This is a genomic window from Pararobbsia alpina (assembly GCF_902859895.1).
In the GTDB taxonomy this organism is placed as follows: domain Bacteria; phylum Pseudomonadota; class Gammaproteobacteria; order Burkholderiales; family Burkholderiaceae; genus Pararobbsia; species Pararobbsia alpina.
In genome coordinates this window covers 346,941-365,938 of record NZ_CADIKM010000003.1, presented here as the reverse complement: position 1 = coordinate 365,938, position 18,998 = coordinate 346,941, and the positions used below count along the sequence as shown (strand labels likewise).

Here is an 18,998-nt window from a genome sequence, read left to right as displayed (position 1 = left end):
TCTGTCATGGTCGAGCGTAGGACCCCACCCACATCTCCTCCATCACCAACTCAAGCGGCACCTCCCATTGCGGCCGCGCAACACCAAAGCGCGCATCGAAGCGCGAACAGTCGAGCGCCGAATACGTCGGGCGTGCGGCCGGCGCGGCGAACTCGCTCGCCGAAATCGGCGTGACGACGGTGGTACGAACATCGTCACCGCGATGTGTACGCGCATAGGCCACAACTTTTTCGGCGAAGCCGTGCCAACTCGTACGGCCACGAGCCGTCAGATGAAAAACTCCTGATTCGAACGTGCCCGCCCGACGCTCCAGCCCAGCCAACCTCACTACATGCGCCGTCACATCAGCCAACGTGCGTGCGGCCGTCGGCGTGCCGAACTGATCCGCGACCACACGCAGCATGTCGCGCTCGAGCGCTGCATTGGCAATCGTCCGTGCGAAATTCCTTGCACGCGAGCCATAGACCCACGCGGTCCGAAACACCAGCCAGTCGCCGCCCGCCTGCGCGATCGCCTGCTCGCCGGCAAGCTTGCTGCGTCCGTACGCGTTCACCGGCGCGGTCGACATCGCTTCGCGATACGGTTCGCTGCTCCTACCGTCGAACACATAGTCGGTCGAGTAGTGAATGAGCAACGCGCCGAGACGACGCGCAACCTGCGCAAGCTCGCCAACCGCAGTACCGTTCACGACGGTGGCCAACGCTTCTTCGCTCTCGGCCTGATCGACAGCCGTATAAGCCGACGCATTGACGATCACATCTGGACGATGCTGCTCAAGCGCCGGCGCGATCGTCTTGGGACGGCTCATGTCAATCACGCTCCTGTCGAGCGCAACCACTTCGCCGAGGCACAGCAGAGAGCGACGCAGTTCCCAACCGATCTGCCCATTGCGCCCCACCACGACGATCTTCACTCGAACACCTCCGCTACGGCCAGTCGCGCCCCCGCCGCGTCCTTTCCGGCCAGCAGCGGCTCACCATCGACCGGCCATTCGACGCCGATTGCCGGGTCGTTCCACAACAGTGAGCGCTCGTGCTCGGGGTACCAGTAGTCGGTCGTCTTATAGAGCATCTCGGTACCATCCACAAGCGACACAAAGCCGTGCGCAAACCCCGCCGGCACCCAGAGCTGCCGCTTGTTCTCGGCGGACAACTCGACGCCGTACCATTGACCAAAGGTTGTTGACGAACGACGCAAATCGACGACCACGTCGTACAACGCCCCCGCCGCCACCCGCACCAACTTTCCCTGCGGATGCTGAATCTGATAGTGCAGTCCGCGCAACACGCCCTTTGACGAACGCGAATGATTGTCCTGCACGAACTCGACCTGTTCGCCGGTCTGCTCCGCGAATTCTCGCGCGTTGAAGCTCTCGAAAAAGAACCCCCTCGCATCGGCAAAAACCTTGGGTTCAATGAGTTTCACGCCGTCGAGCGGAGTCGAAATTACGGTAATGGCCATTAATCTAATCCAACAAGAGATTTTGTAAATAGCGGCCGTAAGCATTCTTGGCCAGCGGCGCAGCAAGTTGCTGCAATTGTGCCGCGTCGATCCAGCCGCTGCGATAGGCGATCTCTTCGGGACACGAGACAACGAGGCCCTGGCGCTTTTGCAGTGTGGCAATAAAGCTGCCTGCCTCGATCAGCGAATCGTGCGTACCGGTATCGAGCCACGCGAAGCCGCGTCCCATGATTTCAACGTTCAGCCTGCCCTGCTCCAGATAAAGCGAGTTCAGGTCGGTGATCTCCAGCTCGCCACGTGCGGACGGCTTGAGCCCGGCAGCCATGTCGCACACGGTGTTGTCGTAAAAATACAGGCCCGTCACCGCATAGTTCGAACGCGGACGTGCAGGCTTCTCTTCAATCGACAACGCACGGAACGCTTTGTCAAACTCGACGACGCCATACCGCTCCGGATCGAGCACATGGTAGGCGAATACGGTCGCGCCCTCGTACGTCGTGTTCGCCCGGTGAAGCTTGGACGGAAGATCATGGCCGTAGAAAATGTTGTCGCCGAGGATCAAGGCCGCCGGATCGTTGCCCAGAAACTCCCGGCCAATCAGAAAGGCCTGCGCAAGACCATCGGGTGAAGGCTGCACGGCGTACTCGATGTTCATGCCCCACTGACCGCCGTCACCGAACATCGCCTGAAACCGCGGCGTATCGGCCGGTGTCGAAATGATCAGCACATCGCGTATCCCCGCAAGCATTAGTGTCGACAGCGGGTAGTAGATCATCGGCTTGTCATACACCGGCAGCAGCTGCTTGGATACGGAGAGCGTGATCGGATAAAGCCGTGTGCCCGAGCCCCCGGCGAGAATGATTCCCTTGCGTGTCGTCACGATTTACCCACGTTGCGCATAGTTGGTTTCGACCCACTTGCGGTACTCGCCGCTCATCACGTCACGCACCCATTCTCCGTTCACCAGATACCACTCCACAGTCTTGCGCATACCGGTCTCGAAAGTCTCCGCAGGCTTCCACCCCAATTCGCGCTCGAGCTTGCGTGCATCGATCGCATAACGGCGGTCATGCCCCGGCCGATCCGTCACGTACGAGATCTGTTCACGATAAGAACCGCTTGCCTTGCGTTTCATTTCATCGAGCAACGCACAGAGGGTGTCGACGACCTCAATATTGGTCTTCTCGTTCCAACCGCCAACGTTGTACGTTTCGCCGGGGCGCCCGTTCGCGAGCACGATGCGGATCGCCGAACAATGATCCTTGACATACAGCCAGTCCCGCACGTTCTTGCCGTCGCCATAGATCGGCAATGCCTTGCCTTCGAGCGCGTGTTGAATCATCAACGGGATCAGCTTCTCGGGGAAGTGATGCGGACCGTAGTTGTTCGAGCAATTGGTGGTTAGCACAGGCAGACCATAGGTATGGTGATAGGCACGGACCAGATGGTCGGACCCCGCCTTTGAAGCAGAGTACGGGCTGTTCGGCGCGTACGCCGTAGCTTCGGAAAACTGGGGGTCGTCAGCGCCCAAGGAGCCGAACACCTCGTCAGTCGATACATGCAGGAAGCGGAAAGCATCGCGTTTCAGAGGCGGCAGCGTGCCCCAATAGCTACGTACCGCTTCGAGCAGCGTAAACGTACCGACGATGTTGGTCTGAACGAATTCGGCAGGACCATGGATCGAGCGGTCGACATGGCTCTCTGCGGCAAAGTGCAGGACGGCGCGAGGCTTGTGCTGGGCAAGGACGCTGTCGAGCGCGGCCCGGTCGCAGATGTCGGCGCGCACGAACACATGCCGCGGATCGTCGCGCAGCGACCGGAGGGTGTTGAGGTTGCCCGCATACGTCAACTTATCGACGTTGACCACACCTTCATCGTCTTGCGCCAGCCAATCCAGCACGAAGTTGGACCCGATGAAGCCGGCTCCGCCCGTCACGAGAATCATAGGGTTCCTTGTCTTGACAGGGAGGACATCGACACGTTGCCATGTCCATGTAGTTCCTTCCTGATCGACAACCTCCATTGAGGTTGTCCGATGCCTGCCCGAAAAGGGCTCTATTATAAGGAACCGGGCGCGGCTCCCATTGAGATTGGCAATCAAAAAGTCCGCCGGGCCCATTCGCAGGTATCTTTCGACTTTCTTACCCACTCAGCCCGATCCCTGGCGTTCATGACCCACCCGACCCTCCCCGAAGTCCCCGTCGCCATCGGCGATCTCCAAGGCTGCCACGACGCCTTCAGCCGGCTCCTCACGCAGCTGAACCTGTCTGCCTCGACGCCCATCTGGCTGACGGGCGACCTTATCAACCGAGGTCCGGCCTCCCTGGCAACCTTGCGTGCCGTCGTCGAACTCGGCGATCGGGTCACCACGGTCCTGGGCAATCATGACCTGCACCTGCTGGCCATCGCTGCCGGCGTCCACACCCCGAAAAAGGGCGATACGCTCGACGACATCCTGGCGGCCCCCGACTTCCCCGATCTCGTCGACTGGCTGCGCCGCCAGCCGCTTGCCCACTTGGAGAATAATTTTCTGATGGTGCATGCGGGCGTGCTGCCCGAGTGGACTGCAGAGCAAACACTCGCGCTCGCGGCCGAGGTCGAAGAACAGCTGCGCGGCCCGAAGTGGAAGCAATTCCTGAAAAATCTATGGGGCAACGAGCCCACGCGTTGGTCGAACAAGCTGACGGGCGACGACCGCACGCGGGTAGTCGTCAATGCGCTCACCCGGCTGCGCTTCTGCGCCCCGGACGGCAAGATGGAATTCAAGGCGAACGGCGGCATCAACGACGCACCGCCGGGTTACCTGGCGTGGTTCGACGTGCCCGAACGCAAGACGCAGGACATCACGGTGGTGTTCGGGCACTGGGCCGCATTGGGTCTGAAGCTACGTGCGAACCTTTGCGCGCTGGATAGTGGCTGTGTCTGGGGCAATCAGTTGTCGGCGCTCCGGCTGACCGCGGACCCCATGCAGCGTCAACTCACGCAGGTAGACTGTGGAGCGCCAGAACCTTCGGCAATGGTGGAAGAATAGGCGGCAATCGAATCTATCCGGATTTTTGTGCGGGGCATAAACTCATTCCCTCCGTTGCTTGAAGACCCAAAGCTTCGCGCCGCTGAAATTGACGGCGAGGCCAGCCATCGAGCCGATTGCGACGGAGAGGAGGGGCAGAAGTAGAGCGCTTTTGAGCGTCAGCACGACGAGGCTGTACGCGGCGTAGTTGACCGCCCCTCCCGCAGACATCGCGGCGAGGTATCGCCACCATTCGGACCAGACAGGGCCGTCCGCTGTCGACCCTGCGAACGTGAAGCGCCTGTTGATCTGCCAGGTGCAGAAAACCGCGCACAGGAACGACACGATGCGGCCGGCGAAGTATCCGAGTCCGATCGCCAGGCCGAGGTATAGGACTCCAGCGTCGACCAAAAAACCCGCAACACCGGCTACGCCAAAGCGAAGCAACTCATGCCGCGCCCTATTCACGTGGATCCTGGCTAACTGTCGCGGGCACAGACAGATACGCAAAGCGCTTCGCTTCGGAGCGCCCACGCGTGACGGTATCAAGCACGATGCCGCACACCAGCAAGATCGCCCCAAACAGCATCAAAGCCACGCACAGAAGCGCTGTGGGCAGGCGCGGCACAAGCCCGGTCTGGAGGTATGTATCCAGCAGCGGCAGGGCAAGCAACAGCGATACAAGCGTGCATATCCCGAAGCCGATCGAGAAGAATAGTAGGGGCTTCTCGGCTTTAAACAGCTTCAAGATCATCAGCAGGATCCGGCAGCCGTCGCGGTACGTGCTCAACTTGCTCTCAGAGCCTTCCGGGCGCGATGAGTAAGGTGTCTCCATTTCCGCTACCGGCATGCGAAGCTCCAGCGCATGAATCGTCAGCTCGGTTTCAGTTTCGAAGCCCGATGAATGGGCTGGGAACGACTTCACATAGCGCCGGGAAAACACACGGTACCCAGATAGCATGTCAGTGAACGAGCGGCCGAAGATCGTTGCGGCAACCTGCGTGAGCATGACGTTGCCAAAACGATGGCCTGCACGGTAGGCCGCCTGCTCCTCGGACACGCGAGCGCCGACCACCATATCAAGGCCCTCTTGCAGCAGTTTGCTCACAAGGCGCGGCGCATCCCCCGCGTGATATGTCCCATCGCCATCCACGAGCACATAAACGTCCGCTTCCGCGTCCGCGAACATACGCCGAATAACGTTGCCCTTGCCCTGATATGCGGCGGAGCGCACGACAGCACCGGCACGTATGGCGACCTCTTTCGTGTCGTCCTGCGAGTTGTTGTCGTAAACGTAGATCGTGGCCCCTGGAAGGTGTTGACGAAAGGCACCGACCACGGCAGCAACGGTTGCAGCTTCGTTGAAGCAAGGTATCAGGACGGCGACACGGACAGCGGCATTTACGTGCATCAGTTGGGTTCGGGTCGGTAGAGCGTGCAATATATTTTACGTTAGTAAGCGCACTAAGCTCCACTGAGTGACAGTCGGCACAACTGATATACCTCTCTACCCTTGCCGATACCTGCGCCAAACTGCACACAAGTCCCTGCGTTCAGGAGAAAACCTTCGCGGCTGTAAGCTGCAGCCGCCGCTATGGCGAGTGCTCGGTTTTCTGCAACAGTATCGTGCACGTCATCGGCCCTTAGCTCAAGTTGGCAAGTTCTTGAAGTCGCGGAAGCCGGCGCCACGCGTGCGTGCAGATGAAACCGAGCAATCGTTGCTGCGAGAATGCCACATCCCCTCGCCGTTCCGGCGAATCCGACAGCATCAACGAACCTATTTGCATTCGCGATATTATCAATTCTGAAATTATAACTACCCTTAATCAATGCGTAAATTGGTCCTCCTCGCGCCTTCGACATAGTCCGAATCCGATCGTTAAAGGCAGTGGTTGCAGGGAAGCTGCTCTCGATCTGTGCGAATGCGACAGTGGGTGGAAATAGCGTCGTAAGCCAACCCCACCCTGCTTCGCCCCCGGCAGTGATAATCGTCGTGCGCTCCGGATGATCGAGCACCGGCACCTGAGCGTGGTAGAGAGGATCTGCCCAGCCTTCATGCCCCCAGGTCTGATAACCACCGGTTATCACCAGGGCCGTTGCTACGCCGAGCAAGGCGAAACTTGCTCGCAATACCTTTGTTTGTGTCAATAAGTGGTTCAGCAACAACACGACAACAAGCGGCGCTAACACTTCAATGGGGACGATGTACCGATAGATACTAAACAACCCCATCCAGAGCAAAAACCCTAGTCCAACAAAGAATATTATGAAGCGCGCGCGTGGCTCCAAATGCGCCCGGGGCGTTCTTTTCAATCGCGCAACAAGCGCGCTAACCGCCCACCAACAGAACAGAATGTAAACGATAGGCCAGATGATTTGCCGGACAGTTAGCTCGCTCACCCGATGAGAATTCGCCGCGAGGATGAACGGCCAAAAGACAATCTCCAACAAGCCATGTGCGCCCCAGCGCAAATCGGCTTTCCCTATTGACTGCGCATACGGATTATGAAATATAGCCCCATATTGAGGGTAAAGTGGATTGCCAAAAATTTCCCACATGTGGAACAGCCAATAGCCGCCCGACATTGCAAAACCTGCCACCGTGCCGAGGCCGAACAAGAAAGACAGCCGCAATCGTCCAAGTACACGCGTGGGATAGCAGAGCAGACTCAAACATAAGGCCGCCGCGTAAGGGACATTCGTGAGCTTTAGTCCAGCCCCCAAACCAACAAAAACGCCGCTTACAAGCACCATCAGGTAAGCTTTGAGCGTCGCTTTTCCAATTAGATCCCAGTTGGCGACAACAACAAGCACCCCACTCAAGATAAAGAGCGCAGTCGTATCGTCACCCATGGAATTGCCAATTCCAGAAAGGAAGTTCGCCGTTAAACAACCGGCTGCAGCGATCAAGATCGGCGCGCGGTTGCCGTTATGGGCGAAAAAATGGGATGGCTGCGAACGGCGTGCGATTTCGAGCAGCAGTACGAAGCTCGTCCCGTGCAACATCCCCAAAAAAAATCCAACCACTCTAGATGGGAGATGCCTGTTCATCCAATACGGCAACAAATCAAGCATCGGGTTGAAGTACGTCTGCATGCCGGCAGGCGCGAAATCTATCAGGAGCTTGTTGTTGAGCCATGCAAACGGGTTGTAAAGATGGTAGTTACGTAAATCATAGTTGGAGTCGGCACCCAGATATAGTGAATAAAACCCGAAAGCCAAGGGTACAAAAATCCTGGACCAAAACAAGGCACGAGACGAGTTCAAGTCTATGTTTTTGATTCGCCCGCAAAGCGAAGGAAGACCTCTCGAATTAGAGGTAACATTTTTTGTCATGCAGGGGAATTCATCAATTGGATTGCTCGACAGTCCACGATTTCGAACTGAGAAAATTGAATGATATCCCTGTGGTTGGTCCGCCTGCAACTGAGCGCGCCAAGAATCGCGGCGCTATTTCCCAACTGCGCCAAGTCCCTCCGAGACCGCGGTACCACTCTGTGTAGACGGTTGCACGGTGCGTTGCACGCCGACCTCATACACATCCGTCAACGTCCCCAAAAACGCCACCACATCCTTGATCTCCGCCTCATTCATCGCAGGCTGATCGCCCCGCTTCCGGGCAAACGGCGCTTCGGTATTCAAGTTCCCCCAGTACTGTTAGGCAAGTCGTCAAACTTGCGCACCTGCCCCTTCACAACAGGCCCGACCCGGACAGGGCAGGGTCCATGAACATCTTCTCGCCCATGACCGTCATGCCATTGAAAGACTTGAAAACCTCCGCCCGTGACTGGGCGCGATGGTCATTACTTACGGAATCATTATTCCTTGACTGCGATATGACCGCGCCTCCGGCGCCAGTTGTCACCGTCCCCGCGTGTGAATCGCACCCGCTCATCATCCCGACCAGAACCACCGCACTGGCCATCATGAACATGTACCCCATGACGGACAAGGGCTTTACAAGATTTCGTCCTTGAAGATACGACAACGAACAGCGCATGAGAGCGGACATATAAGGGCCGACGGCAAAGATGGAAGTCGCAGCGTATGTCGTGGATATGTCAGTACCGTGACTACACTTACCCATCAACAACATTACTGACCGTATACGTATCTTACACATATATGTCAAATGACCTTTCTATTCTTTCATCTCCGGCGAAAGAATCGAGCGCCACTCGACGGTACGCCCGCACCCTCATGACAAGAGGGAATTGAATGATTTTGTCGATCACACGCAGTACGACACGACGTCGATCCTGCGCCTGATCACGAAGCGCTATTCGCTGCCGCAGTTGCCGGGCCTGGTCTCGCGCAATGAGGCGCTGAAGGCGAAAGGCGCTCAGCCGATGGCTGACCTGACCAACACGCTTCAGTTCTAGCCAGACGCCTGAGGTTTCTCAGGCTCAAGACGAAGAAAAGAAGGGCAGCCTCGGCTGCTCTTCTTTTTTTGATCAAGACAGTTTCAGACGCAGCGACAGAAACCTCGTCGGACGACATCCGCTCCGTGAATATGTCATCGACGTGAGCACGCATTTCTATCAAAAACATTGCTTTTATCTAACAATTACATTACACATTCACGTCAAATTTCCTTTCTAGACTTCCTGTCCCGGTGAAGGGGTCGAGCATCTCTCGACACCACGCCGGTACCCCAGAAAGAGAGATTGGAATGAACAGGAAACTCATCATTACCGCGCCGCTCACCGTGCTGATCGCCACAGGCCTGTGCGCCTGCGGCGGCAATGGCGAACACGAGGCGGATCTGTCAGCGGTGAAGAACATCGTCGTCATCTACGCGGAAAACCGTAGCTTCGACAATCTGTACGGCAATTACCCGGGTGCCAACGGCCTGCAAAAGGTCACGGCGGCCGACGCGCGGCAGTTCGACCGCGACGGGAGTGTCTTGCCGACTTTGCCGCCGATCCGGGGCGGTCTCACCGGCATAGGTGTATCGCCCGCGGTTACAGAAGCGATGACGGTCAATCTCGCCAACAGCCCGTTCGCCATCGATGATTCGGCAGGCTTTAACCTGCCGTTGTCGGTGATGACGCGAGATCTCTACCACCGTTTCTACGAGAACCAGATGCAGATCCACGGTGGCAAGAACGATATGTTCGCCGCCTGGGCCAATTCAGGCGCTTTCGTGATGGGCCACTACACGACGAATGCCGACACGTTGCCGCTCTACAAGATCGCGCAGCAGTACACGCTGGCCGACAATTTCTTCATGAGCGCTTTCGGCGGATCGTTCCTGAATCACCAATGGCTCGTCTGTGCCTGCACGCCGACGTACCCGTATGCGGATACCAGCGTGGCGGCAGGTTTGATCTCCGCGGTGGAACCGGATGGCGTCACGTTGACGCTCGCCAGGTCCTCACCCTCCTCGGCCCTCGAAGGCGCTCCGAAGTATGCGAATTCGGGCAACCTGACACCGGATTTCTTCGCCATCAATACAATGCAGCCTCCGTATCAGCCAAGCTACAATCCGCCGCCAGTGGGCGGGGATCCGAGACTGGCGGACCCGGGCATGCCAACGACGTTGCCGCCGCAAACGCAAACGCATATCGGCGACCTGCTCAACGACGCGAAGGTCTCGTGGGCCTGGTACGGCGGCGCATGGGATGTCGCGCTCACGCATCGCATGGTGATCAACAGTTTGACCATGGTGCCCAACTTCCAGACGCATCACCAGCCGTTCAACTACTTCGCCGATCTCGCGCCGGGCACGGCGAATCGCGCGGAGCACTTGCTCGACGGCGGCCTGAACGGTTCTGAGTTCATCAGGGCGATCGATGCGGGCGCGTTGCCGCAAGTGAGCTTCTACAAGCCACAGGGCAATCTGGACGAGCACGCGGGTTATACCGATGTCGCCTCGGGTGACGCGCATATCGCCGACGTGATCGAACACCTGCAAAAGAGCCCGCAGTGGGAGAACATGGTCGTCGTCGTGACTTATGACGAGAACGGCGGCTTCTGGGATCACGTCGCGCCGCCGAAGGGCGATCGCTGGGGCCCGGGTACGCGGATTCCGGCGCTGGTCATTTCGCCATTTGCGAAGAAGGTCTTTGTCGATCACACGCAGTACGACACGACGTCGATCCTGCGCCTGATCACGAGACGCTATTCGCTGCAGCCGTTGCCGGGCTTGGTCTCACGCGACGCGGCGCTGACCGCGAACGGCGGTGAGCCGATGGGCGATTTGACTAACGCACTTCAGCTCTAGCCAAACCCATTGGACCTTGAATAGAGCGATCAAGGGATAAGGGAACGAGGGGCAGCCCCGGCTGCCCTTCCCCATTGGTCAAACAATCTCGGGCGCAGTGACAGAAGCATCATCGGACGACATCCACTCCTCCGTAGTCGGTTCTTCCCGGCCTTGCAAGGCGAGCAGCGCATCGCCGATCGTCCGTTCAGCCCGCGCCGCGAGTGCCCGTCGATCGAGCCCGACCGGAATGACCTCGCCGATATACAAATGGACCACGAGCGGCTCAGCCTCAAGCATCGCGTTCAAAGTATCGAACAGGTTCATATCGCCGACATAAGCGGGCGCAAGACTCTGCCGCCCGCTCGCATCGGCATACATCATGCAAACGGGTTGCACCGGTGCTCCCGCAATCACCGCGGCCTGGAACAGATTCGTATGAAACGGCAGCAAGCGCTGGCCGTCGCCGGTGGTCCCTTCGGGAAACACAAACGCGCGTTCATTGCCCGAAATCCGGTCGGCGAGCTGCTGCATGATGCGGCGTGCGTCACCCCGCTTCTCGCGCTGGATGAAGATCGTGCCGATGGTCTTGGCAAGCCAGCCGACCACGGGCCATTTCGCGATCTCGGATTTGGCGACGAACGGTGTCGGCCGCCACGCGTTGATCACGTAAATGTCGATCCACGAGACATGGTTGCCGACTACCAGACCGCCACCAGCGAGGGTATTTTCATCGCCATGAACGATCAGCGTCATTCCGCACAGGCGCAGCAGCTTTTTCGACCAGTCGCGAATCAGCGCCTGCCGCCCCTCCTCCCCCGCACGTGGGTAGGCAAGCGCGGCGAGAACCATGCCGCGGCCGAAATGCAGGAAGATGCGCGCCTTGCGCAAGCTATGACTCATGGGTTCCGCTCACCGGGTCTTGAAGGCGGCACACGCAATCTTCAGGGCATACCAAAGGCGCGCGGCTTCGATCCGGATCCTGGTAATCATTTGACCTCATAGGCGACGTGGCCGCCGACGATCGTGGTCTTCACGCGTGCGGGCAGTTCATAACCGAGGAAGGGGGTGTTGTGCCCCTGGCTTTTCAGGACGCGGGGTTCGACAAGCCACCGTGCATCCGTATCGACGAGCGCAAGGTCCGCCACGGCGCCCGCGGCCAGACGACCCGCAGGCAGGCCAAGGACGTCGGCCGATGCGCACGTGGCCTTCGCGAGTGCCTTTGCAAGCGGCACGTCGGCATCGTTCGCCCACTTGACGATCAAGGACAGCAGCAGCTCGAGTCCGGTCGCACCAGGCGACGCTTCGTCGAAAGGCAGCAGCTTCTCGTCGTCATCGACGGGCGTATGGTCCGAGCAGATCGCATCGATGGTGCCGTCGAGCAGGCCCGCGCGGATCGCGTCGCGGTCGCGCTGGGTCCGCAGTGGCGGATCGAAGCGGGTCTGCGAATCGAAATACCCGATGTCCATTTCGGTCAGGTGGACATGGTTCACGGTCACATCGCAGCTGATCCTCAAGCCCTCCTGCTTGGCCTCACGCACAAGCGCGATACCCGCAGCCGACGAAAGATGCGAAAGATGGACGCGCGCCCCGGTCACCCGGATGAGTTCAATGATGGTATGCAGTGCGATGGTCTCAGCCGAGGTCGGCACGCCGGGCAAGCCGAGCCGCGAAGCGACCGGCCCGCTCGCGGCGACGCCGCCCGCGGACAGATACGCATCCTGCGGACGCAGCCAGACCGTGAACCCATGGGTCGTCGCATACTGAAGCGCACGTAGCAGCACCTGCGTGTCGAGCACGGGCACATTCGCCTGCGAAAAGCCAATGCAACCGGCTTCGGTCAGCTCGACCATCTCGGTGATGACCTTGCCATTGAGGCCGACGGTCAGTGCGCCCAGCGGATACACATGCGCCTGGTTCAGATTGCGCGCGCGAAACTTGAGCATCTCGACAAGGCCCGGCTCGTCGAGCACAGGCTCGGTATCGGGCGGGCAGACGAGGCTCGTCACGCCGCCGGCGAGCGCGGCGTTCATCTCGGATTCGAGCGTGGCCTTGTATTCGTAGCCGGGTTCGCGCAGCCGCGCGGACAGGTCGACGAGCCCGGGCACGATCAGCAGGCCGGCCGCATCGAGCACGCGGTTCGCATGAAAGTCCGCCGGTGGCGTACCGATCGCGGCGACCTTGCCGGCGGCGATATAGATGTCTGCAATCTGCTCGGTGCCGGCGACCGGGTCGAGGAGGCGTCCGCCCTTGATATGAATCTTCATCGGTTTTTCTCGAGCCTCAGTCGTTCTCAGTCGTTGTTCGCCGCGACGATGCCCATCACGGCCATCCGCACAGCGATGCCAAAGGTCACCTGGTTCAGGATCACCGACTGCGGGCCGTCGGCCACCGCGGAGTCGATTTCGACGCCACGGTTCATCGGGCCCGGATGCATGACGATCGCGTCGGGCTTGGCGAGCGCGAGTCGCTCGGGTGTCAGCCCGTAGCTCTTGAAGTATTCCTGCGCGGACGGCAGCAGCGCGCCGCTCATTCGTTCGTTCTGCAGGCGCAGGGTGATCACGACGTCGACGCCCTTGAGGCCTTCTTCGATCTTGTCGAACACGCGCACGCCCATCTGTTCGAGACCGCCCGGCAACAGGGTGCGCGGGCCGATCGCACGGACCTCCGGCACGCCGAGCGTGGTCAGCGCATGGATGTCGGACCGCGCGACGCGCGAGTGCAGGATGTCGCCGATGATCGCCACCGTTAGTTGCCGGAAGTCCTTCTTGTAGTGGCGAATCGTGTACATGTCGAGCAGGCCCTGCGTCGGATGCGCATGGCGCCCGTCGCCCGCATTGATCACGTGCACGTGCGGCGCGCAGTGCTGTGCGATCAGGTAGGGCGCGCCGCTCGACGCGTGGCGGACCACGAACAGGTCGGCGTGCATCGCGGACAGGTTGTTGATCGTATCGAGCAGCGACTCGCCCTTGCTCGTGGACGAAGCATTGATGTTCAGGTTGATGACGTCGGCGGACAGACGCTTGGCCGCGATCTCAAAGGTCGTGCGCGTGCGTGTCGAATTCTCGAAGAACAGGTTGAAAACCGATTTGCCGCGCAGCAGCGGCACTTTCTTGACGTCGCGATCGGTCACACTGACGAACTGTTCGGCCGTATCGAGGAGGTGCGTGACGATGTCGCGCGGCAGGCCCTCGATAGTCAGCAGATGCTTGAGTTCGCCATTGCGCGTGAGTTGCGGATTGCCTTTGAGAAAGCCCTGGCGGAAGGGCTGCGCGGGAGCGCCCGGGGGAGGCTGGGTGGCGGTGCTCATAGCGGCGGTTCCTGCTTGAAAATTGAAATGAAGATTGGCATCACGCCCGGATGCCCGAGTGTCGTCGCGCGCTCACGCGCCGCTCGCTTCCGTGCCGAACGTGAAACGGCCGGCTGCATCGCGCTTGAGCACGAGCGTCGTCTCGCGCGGAACGGTGTCGACGCTCGTACCCACAAAACGGGCCGCGAACGGCAACTCGCGGCCACCGCGGTCGACGAGCACCGCGAGTTCGACGGCAGCCGGCCGGCCGAAATCGTAGAGCTCATTGATCGCGGCGCGCACGGTGCGACCGGTATAGAGCACATCGTCGAGCAGCACGACGCGCCGGCCTTCGACGGCAAACGGCAGCGCGGTCGAGGCGGCTTCGCTGTGCAGCCCTTTTTTAGCGTAGTCGTCGCGATGCAGCGCGACGTTGACGACGCCGAACGCCTTGACGCCGAGGTCTGCAGCGAGCCGTTCAGCCAGCCACGCGCCACCGGTGTGGATGCCCGCGATAACGGGCCCGTCGGGCTGCGTCCAGTCGGGATAGGCGGCGCGAATCTGGTCGCGCAGCGTGGCGTAGAGCGCTTCGGCGTCGAACAAGGTCATGTTTCGTCGAAATACTGTTGGAGGATGATGCGGGCGGCCTCGGCATCGATCGCGTCGTCGCGCCCGAGCTCGGCTGCTGCTGCGACCGACGAATAACGTTCGTCGACCCATGTGACCGGCAGCGAAAAGCGGCCGTTGAGCTGGTTGCCGAAACGCTTCGCCTGCTGCGTCATGGCATGGGGAGTGCCGTCGGGATGGCACGGCAGGCCGACCACGAGTGCATCGGGCCGCCATTCGCCGATCAGCTTACCGACGGTTTCGAACCGATATTCCCGGTTGCGATTGGCAATGATGGTCAACGCGCGCGCCTGACGGAGCAGGGTATTGCCCACCGCGACGCCAATTCGCTTCTCGCCATAGTCGAAGGCAAGCAGCGTGGCGGCATCGCTCATGCGTATCCTCTCGGAGCAGCGGCGGCTGAAGCCGTCACCGGGCGACGCTTGTTACCGTGCTCATTGTCGTGCTCAACGCCGCGCCGGAGCGCGCCCAGCCCCGGCATATTCCGGCCAGGAGCGCCGCGCTTATGCATGACCTGCTTCGCCCGACAACATCGACTGGCTGATACCGAGCAAGGAAAGCGCTGCGGCCAGGCGGTCTTCGGCCGGCACGTCGAAAATCACCGCCGGATCGGCCTGCACGGAGAGCCAGCCGTTTTTCGAGAGTTCTTCCTCGAGCTGGCCCGCGCCCCAGCCCGCGTGGCCGAGAGTCAGCAGAAAACGGGTCGGACCGGTGCCGCTCGCGACGGCTTCGAGCACGTCCTTCGACGTGGTCATTTCGAGGCCGCCGGGAACGGACATCGACGAGGTATAAGTCGTGCCCTCGATCGGCTCATGGAGCACGAAGCCCCGTTCCGTCTGGACCGGACCGCCGAAATAGACGGGCAGATGCAGCAGCGGCTCGATTTCGAGTTTGAGGTCAATACGATTGAACAGCGACTGCAGATCGATATCGGTGGGCCGATTGATCACCAGCCCGAGCGCGCCGCCCTCGCTGTGGTCGCACACGTAGACCACAGTTCCTGAGAAAGTCGGATCAGCCATGCTTGGCATCGCGATCAGGAACTGATTGGTTAAATTGATGCGTTCGGAGGTCTTGGACATAATCTAGATTTTAGCAAACAGACGACATGTCCGAATCCACCTTTGAACTGGCACGGTTCAGGCGAGATTTGCATGCATGCAATCATGCTGCACTTTATCACGCACTGCCGCTGCCAGAGGGTGGCACGCGCTTTCGTCTTCGACACGAAAATTCTAGCTCCGTTGCCGCCGGCTCTCGATGCTGCAATGCGGCAAATCAATGCGAGTGACACTATGCTTACAATCGGGCGCGAATGACCATCGCGAGTAGTGTGCGCGAAATCAGGCTGCTTCGATCAATTTGTTCAAAGCAGCCAACGACCTGTCGAAGGGTAGCGGCGGGATCCCCGCGGCGATTCGATAGAGCGCCGCACGCAAGGCATCGGTCCCGGTCGACAAGGCCGCGTCGGTGGCTTCGGCGATGGCATCGGTGGTATCGGCAGTCGCGCCCCCAGGTAAGAAGCCGGCCGTCGCTCCGTGCATGTCCGCCAACTGTCGCGCCCGGATCCGCCACCCGAGCGCGAGCGCATCGGCCAGCAAGCCGACCTGGCCGAGCCCCAGTACCGCGGACGCAGTCGCCATCCGGCAGGCGGCATCGGATGCCTGCGCCGCGCTGACCGAATCGACGATTCGTGGTGCCCGGCGCTCACTGAGTGCAGCCATCGAGGCATCCGCAGTCGCCAGAAAATCCTCATAGGCCCCGGCTGCCACCACGAGCGGACCAATATAGCGTGTGCGATCGACTTCGAGCGCGGCGCCGCTCATGCCGCGCGATACCCGTGCATCGAGTTCGGCCTTGGCCGCAAACTGTTCCCACAATGTCTCGGGCGAATCGCCATGGGACGGCGGCGTACCGACGCAAAGGCCGTAGTCGCGCAGCAAGTCCTCATGCTCGATGGGTTGGCCGCGTGTCCCGACAGCCTGCACGGATGTCTCGCGCCAAAGCAGCGCAACAGCGCTGCGCACGAGCGCGGGCGGCGCGACCGTCGCCCCGCCCGCCTGTTCGGCCAGAAGCATATTGAAACCGGCGAGCAGGCGCCGGTCATCCGGCAAACGCATGCCGTTCTCACGCAGTATCCGTATGCAGGCGCTCGCGAGCCGCCACAGGTCGAGGGGTTCGTTGCTCGACAGCGCCGATGTGCACCACTCGAGTTCAATCAGCGCCGACTCCCGTATCCGCGCGTCCGCGCCGCCGCGCAAAGCGCCGAGCAAGGCGGTCTCGTAGCGGGTACGCACCGCCCGCAGGTCGGCCGCGGTCACGTGGGCGAAATGCGCGTGCGGCACCGTGCGGCCAGCGAGCGAAAACTCATCATAGGCCACGTGCACGCCGTCGCCCTCCGCCGCAATACGCAGCGCGCGATAGCGTTCGAACAAGATGGGTGAGCGCGCCAGCGCCGGCAGATTGCGCCGGCCGACCGCATAGGCAAGATCGTTCAGCGCGCCATCAAAGAGGGGAGACTGGATATGCGCGATCCGACTGCACGCGTCCAGTGCCTCGGCATACAGTACGGCAGACAGCCAGCCCGCGGTGCGCAGCGCCGCTTTGGCACGATGGATGCCACTGAACGGGTCGGCTCCCGAGCGAAATGCCGCACGGGCATCCGCCAGCGCGTGTTCGGCATCGGGTAATGCGCCACCGAGCGGATTGAAACCGATTTCGGCCCTGATCGAGTTAGCATCCATCCGCATGAGCAGCGAGTCATCCGTCGGTGCAGCGGGGTTTAGATTTGCACCATCTCAAAGTCTTCCTTGCGCGCGCCGCATTCTGGGCAAGTCCAGTTCACCGGCACGTCTTCCCAACGCGTTCCAGGCGCAATGCCCTCCTCCGGCAGCCCGGCTTCTTCATCGTAGATCCAGCCGCAGATGAGGCACATCCAGCTCTTATATTCCATTCCTGTTGTCGCGTCCTAGTATCGCGTCCAAAAACACGCAGCGGACTCGCAACTGTGCAAGTCCAGCGCGATTGACCTGGCCCGGGGTTCGTCGGTGCGAGCCCTCTCGCACCACGCCGTCAGCCCCCGCAGCCTGGCATGATTAGTCGGATCGCCGGGGGAAGCGATCCGTTACAATGAGAAAACTTGATGTTACCGGTTTGCCGAAGGGCTGCCTAGCATACCGCCCGAGGCAGAATGGCCTCTTATTGAATTGAAACGAACATTCCATGGCCAGCGACTCCCCGCCGATCGTTCTTTGTTTCGGCGTGTCCGATCCGACTTCTGCTTCCGGCATCCAGGCTGATCTGCTCACGCTCGCCAGCATGGGTTGCCACGGCGTGACCGTTTTGACGGGCTATGCAGTGCGCGATTCGGCAGGCGTCGACGAAGTGACGGCGCTCGACCCGGACACCGTCGCCAACCAGGCCCGCATGCTCCTCGAAGACATGCCGGTGGCGGCCTTCAAGATCGGTGCGACGCTGCGCGCGGAAATCGCGAGCGCGATCGCCGAGGTCGTCGCCGACTACGACGATATCCCCCTGATCCTCGCGCCCGACTTCACGATGGACGACGAGCATGTGCTCGCGGCGGACGAACTGCGCGAGTCGATCGCCGAACTGCTCGCGCCGCAGACCACCTTGCTGGTGGCCGATAGCACGGCGATTCTCCAGCTTGCCCAGCCTGATGGCGATGCCGATGCGCCATCGCTCGACGACGCGATCGGCCACTTGCTGACGCATGGCTGCGAGTATGTGCTCGCCACGGATACATCGACGCACCGGATGATCAACACGCTCTACGGCGAGGACGGCCAGATCCGCCAGGACGCGTGGGAGCGTACCCCGCACCGCGTGCTCGGCGTCAACGACACTCTGTCGGCGGCCGTCTGCGCGCTGCTCGCGAACGGCATCGAAGCCCCCGAGGCGGTACGCGAAGCGCAGGAGTATCTGTTCCAGGCGAGCAAGAACGCGTTTCGCCCCGGCATGGGGGGCTATGTGCCGGACCGTTTCTTCTGGGCGAAGGCCGACGACGCAAAGGATGAGGACGGCAGCGACGAGCCGGATATCCGTGCGACCGAGCGCGATCTCGGCTTGGGCGACGCATTGCATTGATCGATATGCCGTGCCCACGGGCGTGGCGTAGCGTGCTGCGTACACACATCGGTATGGACGCTGGTCGAGCATCCTTGAGCCGTGGTTCGCACCGCTAAACCACGGCCTGAAATCAGAAACGCGATCCGGGCCGATGTTGGACAAGCATCGGCCATACCCTCAGCCAAAAGCACAAAACCCCACGCTCCGAACAACGTGGGGTTCTGAATTCGATGACCGTTGCCGGCCATCGAGGCTTGCAAAGGCGAAAGCGAGTTGCCTCGCTTCCAGACAGGGCTTTCAGCGTGTGCCTTCGGCCC

The 18,998-nt window shown here is 60.6% G+C and carries 19 protein-coding genes and 2 pseudogenes; 5 read left to right on the top strand and 16 right to left on the bottom strand.

Annotation, left to right across the window (positions count from 1 at the left end; translation table 11 throughout):
• Window positions 1–4: 4 nt before the first annotated feature.
• Genes rfbD through rfbB form a run of 4 tightly spaced genes read right to left on the bottom strand, consistent with a single transcriptional unit; the run spans window position 5 to window position 3,406 of the window.
• Window positions 5–913 (bottom strand): dTDP-4-dehydrorhamnose reductase, encoded by a 909-nt coding sequence (rfbD, locus tag HV670_RS05660; RefSeq protein WP_175103640.1) that lies wholly within the window; start codon window positions 911–913, stop codon window positions 5–7.
• Complete coding sequence (rfbC, locus tag HV670_RS05655; protein ID WP_175103639.1) at window positions 910–1,461, bottom strand: dTDP-4-dehydrorhamnose 3,5-epimerase; 552 nt, start codon at window positions 1,459–1,461, stop codon at window positions 910–912. The genes rfbD and rfbC overlap by 4 nt, the downstream gene beginning before the upstream one ends.
• A 4-nt stretch (window positions 1,462–1,465) precedes the next feature.
• Entirely contained in the window at window positions 1,466–2,341 is an 876-nt protein-coding gene (gene rfbA / locus HV670_RS05650; RefSeq protein ID WP_175103638.1) for a glucose-1-phosphate thymidylyltransferase RfbA, read from the bottom strand.
• Between the two features lie 3 nt (window positions 2,342–2,344).
• The gene (rfbB, locus tag HV670_RS05645) at window positions 2,345–3,406 is read right to left on the bottom strand and encodes a dTDP-glucose 4,6-dehydratase (RefSeq protein ID WP_175103692.1); all 1,062 of its coding nucleotides are present in this window, start codon (window positions 3,404–3,406) and stop codon (window positions 2,345–2,347) included.
• A gap of 225 nt (window positions 3,407–3,631) precedes the next feature.
• Between rfbB and HV670_RS05640 the strand changes: the two genes are divergently transcribed.
• Complete coding sequence (locus HV670_RS05640) at window positions 3,632–4,492, top strand: symmetrical bis(5'-nucleosyl)-tetraphosphatase (RefSeq protein ID WP_175103637.1); 861 nt, start codon at window positions 3,632–3,634, stop codon at window positions 4,490–4,492.
• A gap of 42 nt (window positions 4,493–4,534) precedes the next feature.
• Here HV670_RS05640 and HV670_RS05635 read toward each other — a convergent pair whose 3' ends face one another.
• The 4 genes and pseudogenes from HV670_RS05635 to HV670_RS30895 all read right to left on the bottom strand — a co-directional run.
• The gene (locus tag HV670_RS05635) at window positions 4,535–4,939 is read right to left on the bottom strand and encodes a GtrA family protein (protein ID WP_175103636.1); all 405 of its coding nucleotides are present in this window, start codon (window positions 4,937–4,939) and stop codon (window positions 4,535–4,537) included.
• The gene (locus HV670_RS05630; protein ID WP_175103635.1) at window positions 4,932–5,882 is read right to left on the bottom strand and encodes a glycosyltransferase; all 951 of its coding nucleotides are present in this window, start codon (window positions 5,880–5,882) and stop codon (window positions 4,932–4,934) included. The genes HV670_RS05635 and HV670_RS05630 overlap by 8 nt, the downstream gene beginning before the upstream one ends.
• A gap of 53 nt (window positions 5,883–5,935) precedes the next feature.
• Window positions 5,936–7,807, bottom strand: a complete 1,872-nt coding sequence (locus tag HV670_RS05625; RefSeq protein ID WP_175103634.1) for a hypothetical protein — start codon at window positions 7,805–7,807, stop codon at window positions 5,936–5,938.
• Between the two features lie 114 nt (window positions 7,808–7,921).
• A pseudogene (locus HV670_RS30895) lies at window positions 7,922–8,205 on the bottom strand (hypothetical protein); the annotation flags it as partial.
• On the opposite strand from HV670_RS30895, the gene HV670_RS05620 reads away from it, so the two are divergent.
• The 3 genes and pseudogenes from HV670_RS05620 (at window position 8,197) to HV670_RS05610 (ending at window position 10,697) form a co-directional block, all read left to right on the top strand.
• The gene (locus tag HV670_RS05620; RefSeq protein WP_175103633.1) at window positions 8,197–8,448 is read left to right on the top strand and encodes a hypothetical protein; all 252 of its coding nucleotides are present in this window, start codon (window positions 8,197–8,199) and stop codon (window positions 8,446–8,448) included. The pseudogene HV670_RS30895 and the gene HV670_RS05620 overlap by 9 nt on opposite strands.
• A gap of 246 nt (window positions 8,449–8,694) precedes the next feature.
• Window positions 8,695–8,853 (top strand): annotated as a pseudogene (locus HV670_RS05615) (acid phosphatase); the annotation flags it as partial.
• Window positions 8,854–9,143: 290 nt separating this feature from the next.
• Window positions 9,144–10,697, top strand: coding sequence for an acid phosphatase (locus HV670_RS05610; protein ID WP_175103632.1), 1,554 nt, complete (start codon window positions 9,144–9,146; stop codon window positions 10,695–10,697).
• Window positions 10,698–10,775: 78 nt separating this feature from the next.
• Here the strand turns inward: HV670_RS05610 and HV670_RS05605 are convergent, their stop codons facing one another.
• From HV670_RS05605 to HV670_RS05570, 8 genes are all read right to left on the bottom strand, one after another.
• Entirely contained in the window at window positions 10,776–11,579 is an 804-nt protein-coding gene (locus HV670_RS05605; RefSeq protein WP_175103631.1) for a lysophospholipid acyltransferase family protein, read from the bottom strand.
• 86 nt (window positions 11,580–11,665) lie between these two features.
• Window positions 11,666–12,943 carry a dihydroorotase gene (locus tag HV670_RS05600; RefSeq protein ID WP_175103630.1) on the bottom strand — a complete coding sequence of 426 codons (1,278 nt, stop codon included), beginning with the start codon at window positions 12,941–12,943 and terminating at the stop codon, window positions 11,666–11,668.
• Window positions 12,944–12,969: 26 nt separating this feature from the next.
• A complete protein-coding gene (locus HV670_RS05595) occupies window positions 12,970–13,986 on the bottom strand; it encodes an aspartate carbamoyltransferase catalytic subunit (protein ID WP_175103629.1) in 1,017 nt (338 codons plus the stop codon).
• Between the two features lie 72 nt (window positions 13,987–14,058).
• A complete protein-coding gene (gene pyrR / locus HV670_RS05590) occupies window positions 14,059–14,574 on the bottom strand; it encodes a bifunctional pyr operon transcriptional regulator/uracil phosphoribosyltransferase PyrR (protein WP_175103628.1) in 516 nt (171 codons plus the stop codon).
• On the bottom strand, window positions 14,571–14,966 hold the full coding sequence (gene ruvX / locus HV670_RS05585) for a Holliday junction resolvase RuvX (RefSeq protein WP_175103627.1): 396 nt from the start codon (window positions 14,964–14,966) through the stop codon (window positions 14,571–14,573). Before ruvX ends, pyrR begins: the two co-directional genes overlap by 4 nt.
• 129 nt (window positions 14,967–15,095) lie before the next feature.
• Window positions 15,096–15,674 (bottom strand): YqgE/AlgH family protein, encoded by a 579-nt coding sequence (locus tag HV670_RS05580; RefSeq protein WP_175103626.1) that lies wholly within the window; start codon window positions 15,672–15,674, stop codon window positions 15,096–15,098.
• 261 nt (window positions 15,675–15,935) lie between these two features.
• Window positions 15,936–17,342, bottom strand: a complete 1,407-nt coding sequence (locus HV670_RS05575) for a hypothetical protein (RefSeq protein WP_175103625.1) — start codon at window positions 17,340–17,342, stop codon at window positions 15,936–15,938.
• A 32-nt stretch (window positions 17,343–17,374) separates the two neighbouring features.
• Window positions 17,375–17,545 (bottom strand): rubredoxin, encoded by a 171-nt coding sequence (locus HV670_RS05570; RefSeq protein ID WP_175103624.1) that lies wholly within the window; start codon window positions 17,543–17,545, stop codon window positions 17,375–17,377.
• Between the two features lie 269 nt (window positions 17,546–17,814).
• Between HV670_RS05570 and thiD the strand changes: the two genes are divergently transcribed.
• Window positions 17,815–18,699, top strand: coding sequence for a bifunctional hydroxymethylpyrimidine kinase/phosphomethylpyrimidine kinase (gene thiD / locus HV670_RS05565; protein WP_175103623.1), 885 nt, complete (start codon window positions 17,815–17,817; stop codon window positions 18,697–18,699).
• Window positions 18,700–18,998: the final 299 nt, after the last annotated feature.

Coding starts and splice junctions, on each gene's coding strand:
- rfbC (WP_175103639.1), bottom strand. CDS start 1,461: ATGGCCATTACCGTAATTTCGACTCCGCTCGACGGCGTGAAACTCATT.
- HV670_RS05610 (WP_175103632.1), top strand. CDS start 9,144: ATGAACAGGAAACTCATCATTACCGCGCCGCTCACCGTGCTGATCGCC.
- HV670_RS05595 (WP_175103629.1), bottom strand. CDS start 13,986: ATGAGCACCGCCACCCAGCCTCCCCCGGGCGCTCCCGCGCAGCCCTTC.
- ruvX (WP_175103627.1), bottom strand. CDS start 14,966: ATGAGCGATGCCGCCACGCTGCTTGCCTTCGACTATGGCGAGAAGCGA.
- HV670_RS05625 (WP_175103634.1), bottom strand. CDS start 7,807: ATGACAAAAAATGTTACCTCTAATTCGAGAGGTCTTCCTTCGCTTTGC.
- HV670_RS05605 (WP_175103631.1), bottom strand. CDS start 11,579: ATGAGTCATAGCTTGCGCAAGGCGCGCATCTTCCTGCATTTCGGCCGC.
- HV670_RS05580 (WP_175103626.1), bottom strand. CDS start 15,674: ATGTCCAAGACCTCCGAACGCATCAATTTAACCAATCAGTTCCTGATC.
- rfbB (WP_175103692.1), bottom strand. CDS start 3,406: ATGATTCTCGTGACGGGCGGAGCCGGCTTCATCGGGTCCAACTTCGTG.
- HV670_RS05575 (WP_175103625.1), bottom strand. CDS start 17,342: ATGCGGATGGATGCTAACTCGATCAGGGCCGAAATCGGTTTCAATCCG.
- HV670_RS05600 (WP_175103630.1), bottom strand. CDS start 12,943: ATGAAGATTCATATCAAGGGCGGACGCCTCCTCGACCCGGTCGCCGGC.
- thiD (WP_175103623.1), top strand. CDS start 17,815: ATGGCCAGCGACTCCCCGCCGATCGTTCTTTGTTTCGGCGTGTCCGAT.
- HV670_RS05620 (WP_175103633.1), top strand. CDS start 8,197: ATGAACATCTTCTCGCCCATGACCGTCATGCCATTGAAAGACTTGAAA.
- HV670_RS05630 (WP_175103635.1), bottom strand. CDS start 5,882: ATGCACGTAAATGCCGCTGTCCGTGTCGCCGTCCTGATACCTTGCTTC.
- pyrR (WP_175103628.1), bottom strand. CDS start 14,574: ATGACCTTGTTCGACGCCGAAGCGCTCTACGCCACGCTGCGCGACCAG.
- HV670_RS05570 (WP_175103624.1), bottom strand. CDS start 17,545: ATGGAATATAAGAGCTGGATGTGCCTCATCTGCGGCTGGATCTACGAT.
- HV670_RS05640 (WP_175103637.1), top strand. CDS start 3,632: ATGACCCACCCGACCCTCCCCGAAGTCCCCGTCGCCATCGGCGATCTC.